At 73.5% G+C, this 9,521-nt stretch carries 5 protein-coding genes; 3 read left to right on the top strand and 2 right to left on the bottom strand.

All coding sequences use genetic code 11. The features are described 5' to 3' along the window. Together D7X55_RS29120 and D7X55_RS29125 are read left to right on the top strand one after the other, a co-directional pair. On the top strand, window positions 1-614 hold a 614-nt coding region (locus D7X55_RS29120), incomplete at its 5' end, for an SDR family oxidoreductase (RefSeq protein ID WP_121724762.1). 32 nt (window positions 615-646) lie between these two features. Next, window positions 647-3,427, top strand: coding sequence for an HAD-IC family P-type ATPase (locus tag D7X55_RS29125; RefSeq protein WP_121724763.1), 2,781 nt, complete (start codon window positions 647-649; stop codon window positions 3,425-3,427). 6 nt (window positions 3,428-3,433) lie between these two features. Here the strand turns inward: D7X55_RS29125 and D7X55_RS29130 are convergent, their stop codons facing one another. Further along, window positions 3,434-4,870: a glycosyltransferase gene (locus D7X55_RS29130; protein WP_121724766.1), complete on the bottom strand. Its 1,437-nt coding sequence runs from the start codon at window positions 4,868-4,870 to the stop codon at window positions 3,434-3,436. A gap of 107 nt (window positions 4,871-4,977) precedes the next feature. Between D7X55_RS29130 and ppsA the strand changes: the two genes are divergently transcribed. Next, window positions 4,978-7,317, top strand: coding sequence for a phosphoenolpyruvate synthase (gene ppsA, locus D7X55_RS29135; RefSeq protein WP_121724764.1), 2,340 nt, complete (start codon window positions 4,978-4,980; stop codon window positions 7,315-7,317). 5 nt (window positions 7,318-7,322) lie between these two features. Here the strand turns inward: ppsA and D7X55_RS45545 are convergent. Then, a partial coding sequence (locus D7X55_RS45545; protein ID WP_121724765.1) for a GAF domain-containing sensor histidine kinase occupies window positions 7,323-9,521 on the bottom strand: 2,199 nt, incomplete at its 5' end.

A 9,521-nucleotide genomic window follows, 5' to 3' on the forward strand; every position in this document is an offset into this window, starting at 1 on the left:
AGCTGGGGGCTCGCCTCGCGGCGCTCGTCACGCCGGGGGCGACGCTCGTGCACAACGCGGGGCTGTGGCCGTCCCAGCGGGTGCTCAACGCGGATGGGCTGGAGACGGCGTTCGTCACCAACCACCTGGCGCCGCTGGTGATGCAGCGTCCGCTGCTGGAGTCCGGACGGCTGGCGCGCATCCTCGTGGTGAGCGCGGGCCTCATCATCAAGGGCCGCTTCGACGCCGCGCGCACGCCCACGGGCGAGGACTTCTCCAGCATCCGCACCTACTGCGACACGAAGCTGTGCTTCGCGCTGGCCATGCGCGACGTCTCCGCCGCGCACCCGGAGGTGGACGTGGTGGTGCTCCACCCGGGCGTCGTGCGCACGGACCTGGGCGCGCGGCCGGGACTCGTGGGCTGGCTGCTGTCCCAGGTGAAGCGGGCCTGGGAGCGCCCGGAGGTCTGCGCCGCCCGGCTCGCGCGCATCCTCGCGCGGGAGCGCTGGTCCCCTCCGGGACAGGCGCGCTGGCTGCTGGAGGAGGCCGAGCAGCCGTGGCCCGCCGTCGCCGAGGACGCGGCCACGCGGCAGGCGCTGCGCGACACCACCGCACGGCTGCTCGCCTCCCGCTGACGGGCGGCCCTGCCCGTGGCCAGCTTCATGCCATGCAGGAGCCGTCACATCCCAGGAAGCAGGCCGTCCTTCGTGCCCCGGGCACGCCTTCCGTCCCCTGGCACGCGCTCATCCCGGAGGCCGTGCTGGAGCAGCTGTCCACCACGCCCCACGGGCTGACGGACGTGGCGGCCCGCGAGCGGCTCGGGAGGTACGGCCCCAACGTGCTGGAGCGCTCTCGGCCGGACAGCGCGTGGAAGCTGCTGTGGCGGCAGATTGACAGCCCGCTCATCTGGGTCCTCATCGCCTCCGCGGCCCTGGCCATCCTGCTGGGCAAGGTGACGGACGGGCTCGTCGTGGCGGCCGTCGTGGTCCTCAACACCGCCATCGGCTTCGTGCAGGAGTACCGCGCGGGCCGGGCCATCGAGGCCCTGAACCACATGGTGCCGGAGTCAGCGCACGTGCTGCGCGACGGGCACCTGGTGGCGCGGCCCGCGGCGGAGCTCGTCCCCGGGGACGTCGTGCAGCTTGCGTCCGGCGACCGCGTGCCCGCGGACCTGCGCCTCTTGCACTCCCGCAACTTCCAGGTGGAGGAGGCCGCGCTCACCGGCGAGTCCGTGCCCGCGAGCAAGCACGTCGCGGCCGTCGCCGGGGACGCGGAGCTGGGGGACCGGGCGAGCCTCGCCTTCGGGGGCACGCTGGTGACGTCCGGCACCGCCACCGCCGTCGTCGTCGCCACCGGGAGCGCCACGGAGCTGGGCCGCATCTCGCACCTGATGGAGCAGGCCACGGACCTGAGCACGCCGCTCACGCGCGAATTGGCCCGGCTGGGCCGCGTCATCTCCGCTGGCATCGTCGTGCTGTCCGCCGTGCTCTTGGGGGTGGGGATGCTCCGGGGCTATGCCTTCAGCGACGCGGTGCTGGTGGCCATCACCCTGGCGGTGGCCGCCATCCCGGAGGGGCTGCCCGCCATCGTCACCATCGCCCTGGCCATTGGTGTGCAGCGCATGGCGTCCCGCCGCGCCGTCATCCGCAAGCTGCCCGCCGTGGAGACCCTGGGCAGCACCACCGTCATCTGCTCGGACAAGACGGGCACCCTCACCCGCAATGAGATGACCGTGCAGGCGCTGTGGACGCAGGCCGGGCACTACGCGCTCACCGGCGTGGGCCACACCCCCATGGGCGACCTGCTGCGCGGGGGCAGCCCCCTGGAGGAGACGCCCGGGGACGTGCAGGCGCTGCTCGTCGCGGGCGTGCTGTGCAACGAGGCGGACCTCCAGCCCCGGGAGGGACGCTGGGGCATGACGGGCGACCCCACGGAGGGCGCGCTGCTCTTCGCCGCGAGGAAGGCGGGCCTGGGCGTGACGGAGCTGCGCGAGCGCCACCCCCGCCTGGACGCCATCCCCTTCGAGTCCGAGCACCAGTTCATGGCCACGCTGAACGCGGGCGGCCCGGAGCAGGCCGAGCTGTTCCTCAAGGGCGCTCCGGAGGTGGTGCTGCGCCGCTGCGGGCCGGGGACGGACCGGGACGCCGTGCTGGCGGAGGTGGAGCGCATGGCGCGGCAGGGGCTGCGCGTGCTCGCCTTCGCGCGCAAGGGCATGCCCCGGGCCCAGGCCCTGCGCATGCAGGACGTGGAGGACGGCTTCACGCTGCTGGGGTTGCAGGGGATGATCGACCCGCCCCGCGAGGAGGCCGTGGCGTCCGTGCGGGCCTGCCACGCCGCGGGCATCCGCGTGAAGATGATGACCGGCGACCACCCGGGCACGGCGGAGGCCATCGGGCTCCAGCTGGGCATCCACGCGCCCGGGCATCCGGGCCTCACCGGCGCGCGCCTGTCCGCCATGAGCGACGCGGAGCTGGCCGGGGCGGTGCAGGACACGAACGTGTTCGCGCGGCTGGCGCCCGAGCACAAGCTGAGGCTGGTGCGCGCGCTCCAGACGCAGCGGCACGTGGTGGCGATGACGGGCGACGGCGTCAACGACGCGCCCGCGCTCAAGCAGGCGGACATCGGCGTGGCCATGGGCATCACCGGCACGGCCGTGTCCCGCGAGGCCGCGGACCTGGTGCTGACGGACGACAACTTCGCCACCATCGTCGCCGCCGTGGAGGAGGGCCGCCGCGTCTATGACAACCTGGTCAAGTCGCTGGCCTTCGTGCTGCCCACCAACCTGGGGCTCGCCCTCATCCTCATGCTGGGCGTGACGTTCTTCCCGCTCCAGGAAGCCGGCGGCGTGCGCGAGCCGCTCCTGGCCATGCGGCCCACGCAGCTGTTGTGGATCAACCTGGTGGCCACCGTCACCCTGGCGCTGCCCCTGGCCTTCGAGGCGAAGGAGCGCCACGTCATGCGCCGCAGGCCCCGCGCGCCGGACACGCCCGTCCTCAGCCACTTCGTGGTGATGCGCACCTGCCTGGTCGCGCTCCTGATGGCCGCGGGCGCCATTGGCCTGTTCCTCTGGGAGTTCACCCGCCAGGGCGGCGGCCATGACGCCTCCAACCCCCAGGCCCTGGCCGAGGCGCGCACCATGGCCGTCAACACCGTGGTCAGCTTTCAAATCTTCTACCTGTGGCTGTGCCGCACGCTGACCGGCTCCACGCGCGAGGTGGGCTTCACCCAGAACCCCACCGTGTTCATGGGCATCGCCGCGCTGGTGCTGCTGCAGGCCGCCTTCATGTACGTGCCCTTCCTCCAGCGCCTCTTCGGGTCCGCGCCGCTGTCCCTGGGGGACATCGCGCGCTCGGTGCTGGTGGGGGCCTGCGTGCTGCCCGTCGTGGGGCTGGAGAAGTGGCTGCGCTCGCGGCGGCGGGAGCCGGGACAGAGCGTGAGCGCCACGTGAGGGCGCCTACGCGCGCGCGTCCAGTTGCTCCAGCAGGTCCACGAAGTCGGAGAGGTGGCGGGGGGCGGTGAAGCGGGTCCGCACGTGCTCGCGCGCCTGGGTCCCCAGGCGGGCCGCGAGGACGGGGTCGACCAGGAGCCTGCGCACCGCGGCGGCGAACTCGGCCGGGTCCCCGGGGTGGCGCACCAGCAGGCCGTCCACCTCGTGGCGCACCTGGTCCTGGAGGCCGCCCACCGCGCTCGCCACCACGGGCCGCGCCTTCCACATGGCCTCCGTGACGGTGAGCCCGAAGCCCTCCCGCAGGCTCTTCTGCACCACCACCGCCGCGTGGCGCTGGAGCGCGTTGACGATGGCGGCGTTCTCCTCCGGATCCGCCATGGGCAGACACGCCAGGTGGACGCGCTGGCGCAGGTAGTGCGGCTGCTCGCGCCACGCGGCGATGACGGTCTCCAGCGTCGCCGCCGCCTCCGGATCATCCGCGACGGACATCACCGAGGGCCCGGCCAGGACCAGCTCCGCGCACAGGCCGGGCGACTCGCGAAGGAGCTGCGCGAAGCCCCGCAGCACGCCCACCGGGTCCTTCAAGGGGTCCCAGCGGGAGACCTGCACCACGAGGGGAGAATCAGGAGCGGGCGCGGAGCCCAGCCGCACGATGTCCGCCCCGCGCGACACGCGGGCCGGGACGCCGTCCGCCCGGGTGAAGACGGGCTCGGGCGCGTCCGGCGGCAGCTCCACCAGCCCGGTGTGGCCCAGGATGGAGAGAGCGACCTCTGGCGCCATGGGCTGGTTCTTCACCGCGAAGATGTCGATGGAGGGCGGGATGACGACGGCCCGGTCCGCGAGCATGGGCGGCACGTAGGCGGCCCGGGAGAACACCGCGAGCCGCGCGGCGGCCAGGCCCGGCGCGAGGAAGCGCCACGCCCGCGCCACCTCCTCGTCCGGCGTGTCGCAGCCGACATGGCAGCGCCAGACCACGCGCGCGCCCGCGGCGGCGAGCGCCGGCGCCAGCCCCGCGGTCTGCGGGTCGTGCAGCAGCACCACGTCCCCCGGCCGCACCAGGACCAGCAGCTCCTCCGCGTTGTCGCGAAGCACCTCGTCGTAGCAGGCGCGCTCGGAGGGCCCCAGGGGCGAGCCGTCCCCCTGCGAGCCATGCAGCGCGTGGTGCAGCCGCTTGGTGACGTGGAAGAAGGCGGGCGTGCCCTCGATGACCATCCAGCGCGTGTCCACGCCGGCCCCGCGCGCGTAGGCGAGCAGCCGGGGCAACAGCTCCGCCACGCCGCCGCCCCGCGCCGTGGAGTTCACGTTCCAGAAGGTGCGGCCCACCATGCGGTCCCGGGCCTGCAGCGCGCTCGCCTGGAGCGCCTCCCACTCCGCCCCCGGCAGCTCGGCGTGGAAGGGCGCCAGCGAGCTGGCCTGCACGTGGACCTCGAAGGGCTTGAGCATGGGGATTCCCTCAACCGGGAACGTCTGGGCCACCAGCCGCGCGCGCAAGGCCGTGCGTCCGGCGGGCTCCGGCTCCAGCTTGGAAGGAGCGCGAGGAGTTCAAAATCATGGACCCGTCCCCTTCCCCAGAGCCCGCCGTCCAGGCACCGGACCCCCAACCGGCGGCCGCCCCGTCCATCCTCTGGTTCGACGCCCTGTCCCGGGAGGACGTGGCCCAGGCCGGAGGCAAGGGCGCCAACCTGGGAGAGCTGACCCGCGCCGGGCTGCCCGTGCCCCCGGGCTTCGTCATCACCGCCAGCGCCTTCCTCCAGGCCATGGAGCCCGTGCGCGCCCGGCTGCGCGAGCTGTGGGAGCGCGTGGATCCGGATGACTCGCGCTCGCTCGCCGGCTCCACGGAGGCGCTGCGCGGCCTGGTGCTCCAGGCGCCGATGCCGGACGGGCTGCGCGCCTCCCTCCTCGCCGCGTACCACCAGCTGGAGGAGCGCGCCGCGGTGGCGGTGCGCTCGTCCGCCACCGCCGAGGACACCGCCACCACCTCCTTCGCGGGCATGCACGAGTCGTTCACCAACGTGGTGGGCGACGACGCGCTCGTCGACCGCGTGCGTGCGTGCTGGGCCTCGGCCTATGGCCCGCGCGTGGTGGCCTACCGCAAGGCGCAGGGGCTCACGGACGTGCCGGAGATCGCCGTGGTGGTGCAGGCCATGGTGGACTCGAACCGCTCGGGTGTCATGTTCACCGCGGACCCCACGAGCGGCGACCGCGAGCGCCTCATCATCGAAGGCGCCTTCGGCCTGGGCGAGGTCGTCGTGGGTGGACAGGTGGAGCCCGATACCTACGTCGTGGACCGCGCGGGGCCCCGCATCCTGGAGGCCCGCGTGGGCGAGAAGGCCTTCCAGTTGCTGCGCGACGGCGTGGGCCATGAGAAGCGCGAGGACCTGCCGCCGGAGCGGGCCCGCGCGCGGGTGCTCACGGACGTGGAGGTGCTGGAGCTGGCGCGGCTGGGGCTGCGCGTGGAGCGTCACTACGGCGCGCCCCAGGACATCGAATGGGCGGAAGAGGACGGCCGCTTCTACCTGGTCCAGTCGCGTCCGGTGACGACCGCCCTGGGCAAGGCCCCGGAGGACACCGCCGCGCCCACGGGCCAGACGCTCGTGAGCGGCCTGGGCGCGTCCCCCGGCGTGGCCTCCGGACGCGTGCGGGTGCTGCGCGACGCGAAGGAGGGCTCGAAGCTGGAGGCCGGTGAAATCCTCGTGGCGCCCATGACGTCTCCGGACTGGGTGCCCTCGCTGCGGCGCGCGGCGGCGGTCGTCACCGACAGCGGCGGCATGACGTGCCACGCGGCCATCGTCAGCCGCGAACTGCGCAAGCCCTGCGTGGTGGGCACGCGCAAGGCCACGAAGGTCCTGCGCGACGGAGAGGACGTCACCGTGAACGGCGCCACCGGCACCGTGCGCGAGGGCCGCGCACCGGAATCCCCGGCCGTGACGGCGGTGGAGCCCTCCCGCCAGGCGCAGGGACAGCCCCGGGAGGCCTACGGGCCGGAGCCGCTGGGCACGCGGCTCTACGTGAACCTGGCGCTGCCAGGACAGGCGCGAGAGGCGGCGGCGCTCCCGGTGGACGGCGTGGGGCTGTTGCGCGCGGAGTTCATGCTCACCGAGGCCCTGGGCGGCGTGCACCCGCGCAAGCTCATCGCCGAGGGCAGGAGCCGCGAGTTCGTCGAGCGGATGTCCGGCGCGCTGCTGTCCATCACCCGCGCCTTCCAGGGACGCCCGGTGGTGTACCGCACCACGGACTTCCGCACGAACGAGTTCCGGGGGCTGGAGGGCGGCGGCGACTTCGAGGCCACCGAGTCCAACCCGATGATTGGCTTTCGCGGCTGCTACCGTTACCTGCGCGAGCCCGAGGTGTTCCGCCTGGAGCTGGAGGTGCTGGCCCGCGTGCGCGACGAGACGCCCAACCTCCACCTGATGATTCCCTTCGTGAGGACGAAGTGGGAGCTGGAGGCGTGCCTGGAGGCCGTGGACGCAAGCCGGCTGGGGCGCCAGCGCGGGCTGGAGCGCTGGGTGATGGCGGAGGTGCCGTCCGTCGTGTACCGCATCCCGGAGTACGCGCGGCTGGGCATCACCGGCGTGTCCATCGGCTCCAATGACTTGACGCAGCTCATGCTGGGCGTGGACCGGGACTCGGAGCTGTGCGCGGAGCTCTTCGACGAGGAGGACGCGGCGGTGCTGGACGCCATCGTCCACATCATCCGCGCCAGCCGCGACGCGGGCATCACGTGCTCCCTCTGCGGCCAGGCTCCGTCCAACCGGCCGGCCTTCGCGGAGCACCTGGTCCGCGCGGGCATCACCTCCGTCTCCGTGGACCCCGGCGCCGTCGGCGCGACCCGGGCCGTCATCGCGGCGGCGGAGCGCCGGCTCCTGCTGGAGGCCGCCCTGCGCCACTAGCGCGCTCAGGCGTACGAGCCGGCCTGCGCTCCGGTGGCCTCCTCCACCGGCAGCGTGAAGGAGAACGTGCTCCCCTCGCCGGGCGTGCTCTCCACGTCCACCTTCCCGCCATGGGCCGTCACCAGCCCCTTCACGATGGCGAGCCCCAGCCCCGCGCCCTCCCGGCGCTTCGGCCCGGCCTGCCAGAAGCGCTCGAAGATGCGCGGCAGGTCCTCCGGGGGGATGCCAGGGCCCGTGTCGCTCACCTGGAAGCGGACGTGTCCCGCCTCCGGCTGGACGCACAGGGTGATGCAGCCTCCCTCGGGCGTGAACTTGGACGCGTTGCCCAGGAGGTTGGCGAGGATTTGCAGCACCCGCTCCCGGTCCGCCAGGACGCAGGGCAGGTCCTCCGGCACGCGGGCCACGAGCCGCAGCGACTTCGCCTCCGCGAGCGCGCGGTGCTGCTCCAGGGCCTCCTGGACGAGCGGCGCCACCGCCAGGGGCTCCCGCTCCACCGACAGCGCGCCCCCCTCCAGCCGGGCCACGTCCAGCAGGTCCTGGATGAGCCGGTTCGCCCGGTGCACGGACTTCTGGAGCGCGTCCAGGTGCCGCCGGTTGCCGTTGCTGGGGGGCAGGCCCTTCTCCAGCAACCCTGCGCTGAGCTGGATGACATTGAGCGGGGCGCGCAGGTCATGGGCCACGATGCGCAGCACCTCGTCGCGCATGCGGCTGGCCTGCTCGGACCTTTCGAACAGGCGGGCGTTGTCCAGGGCGAGCGCGGCGCGGCGGCCCAGCTCCTCGGCCAGGGCCAGGTCGCGCTCCCCGTAGCGGCGCCCGGAGCCGGACGTCGCGAGGACGAGCGCGCCCAGGTTGCGCTCCCGGCTGCGCAGCGGCACGACGATGGCCGAGCGGGGCGCCAGCTGCAGCAGCAGCTCCTTCTGCCGGGCATCCACCGCGGCCGCCTCCAGCAGCTCCGGATTCACCTCGGGCAGCAGCACCGCCTGCCCCGTGCTCAGCACGGAGGCGGTGACGCTCTCCGGGTGGAAGGGCTCCGGCCAGTACGCCGCGCCCAGCTTCCGCAGGCACCGCGCCATCCGGGGCTCCGCGGCCGCGCTCTCCACCCGCCGGATGTGTCCGTCCGAATCCAGGCTGGCCACCACGCACCAGTCCGCCAGCGTGGGCACGGCGAGCGTCGCCACCGTGGCCAGCGTCGTGCTGGACGCCAGCGACGAAGCGAGCCGCGGGCCCACGTCCGCCAGGAAGCGCGAGGCCAGCTCCAGCTCCTCGCGCTCCGTGATGTCCTGCATCTGAGAGATGAAGTGGACGGCCCGTCCCCGTGCGTCGCGCACCACCGTGCCCCAGAGGATGATGGCGATGCGCCGGCCATCCCTGCGCACGTAGTGCTTCTCCCGCTGGAAGGAGTCGATTTCGCCGTTGCGCATCCGCTCCGCGTTGCGCTGGTCCACCGACAGGTCCTCCGGCACGGTGAGGTCCTGGAACGAACGGCTGAGCAGCTCCTCGCGCGAATAGCCGAGCAGGTCGCAGAGCGCCGCGTTGACGTGGAGGAAGCGGCCATCCAGGCCCACCAGGGCCATGCCGGTGGGTGCGCCCTCGAACGACGTGCGGAAGCGCTCCTCGCTCAGGCGCAGCACGTCCTCCGCCCTCCGCCGGCTCGAGTCCAGCCGGGACAGGGCGTCCGCGTTCCAGAGGGACACGCCGAGGAAGACGATGAGCGTCATCAGCACGAAGAACGCGGTGCCCGTGGCCGTTTCATAGAGCCCCAGCCGCTCCCCCATGAGCCGGACGGCCCCCGCCGCGGGCACGACGAGCAGGGCCGCAAACACCAGCCGCCGCGCCGAGTGGCCTCCCAGGTCGTCGCGTGAGAGCGCGCGCATCAGGCCCCGGTCCGGATGGACGGAGAGGATTCCCACCGACAGCAGCAGCAGGGCCAGCGACACGAAGAGCCCCAGCGGCCTGCCGGTCTCATCCAGCGCGTCCAGTGGCGTCAGCCGGAACGGGTGCTCCTGGTACACGCCCGCGATGAGGTTCCACGCCGTGAGCAGCACGGTGCACGAGGCCAACCACCGTGAGGGGTGCCACCCCCGGCGCGTGCGGACATGCAGCAGCTCGAGCGACAGCCCCGTCAGCAGCAGCCACGCCCCGCTCGCCACATCGTGATGGACCAGCCCCACGAGCCCCAGGAGGCCGGCCGCCGCCGCCAGGCC

Source organism: Corallococcus sp. AB049A (assembly GCF_003668885.1).
GTDB classification, from domain to species: domain Bacteria; phylum Myxococcota; class Myxococcia; order Myxococcales; family Myxococcaceae; genus Corallococcus; species Corallococcus interemptor.

Coding starts and splice junctions, on each gene's coding strand:
- ppsA (WP_121724764.1), top strand. CDS start 4,978: ATGGACCCGTCCCCTTCCCCAGAGCCCGCCGTCCAGGCACCGGACCCC.
- D7X55_RS29125 (WP_121724763.1), top strand. CDS start 647: ATGCAGGAGCCGTCACATCCCAGGAAGCAGGCCGTCCTTCGTGCCCCG.
- D7X55_RS29130 (WP_121724766.1), bottom strand. CDS start 4,870: ATGCTCAAGCCCTTCGAGGTCCACGTGCAGGCCAGCTCGCTGGCGCCC.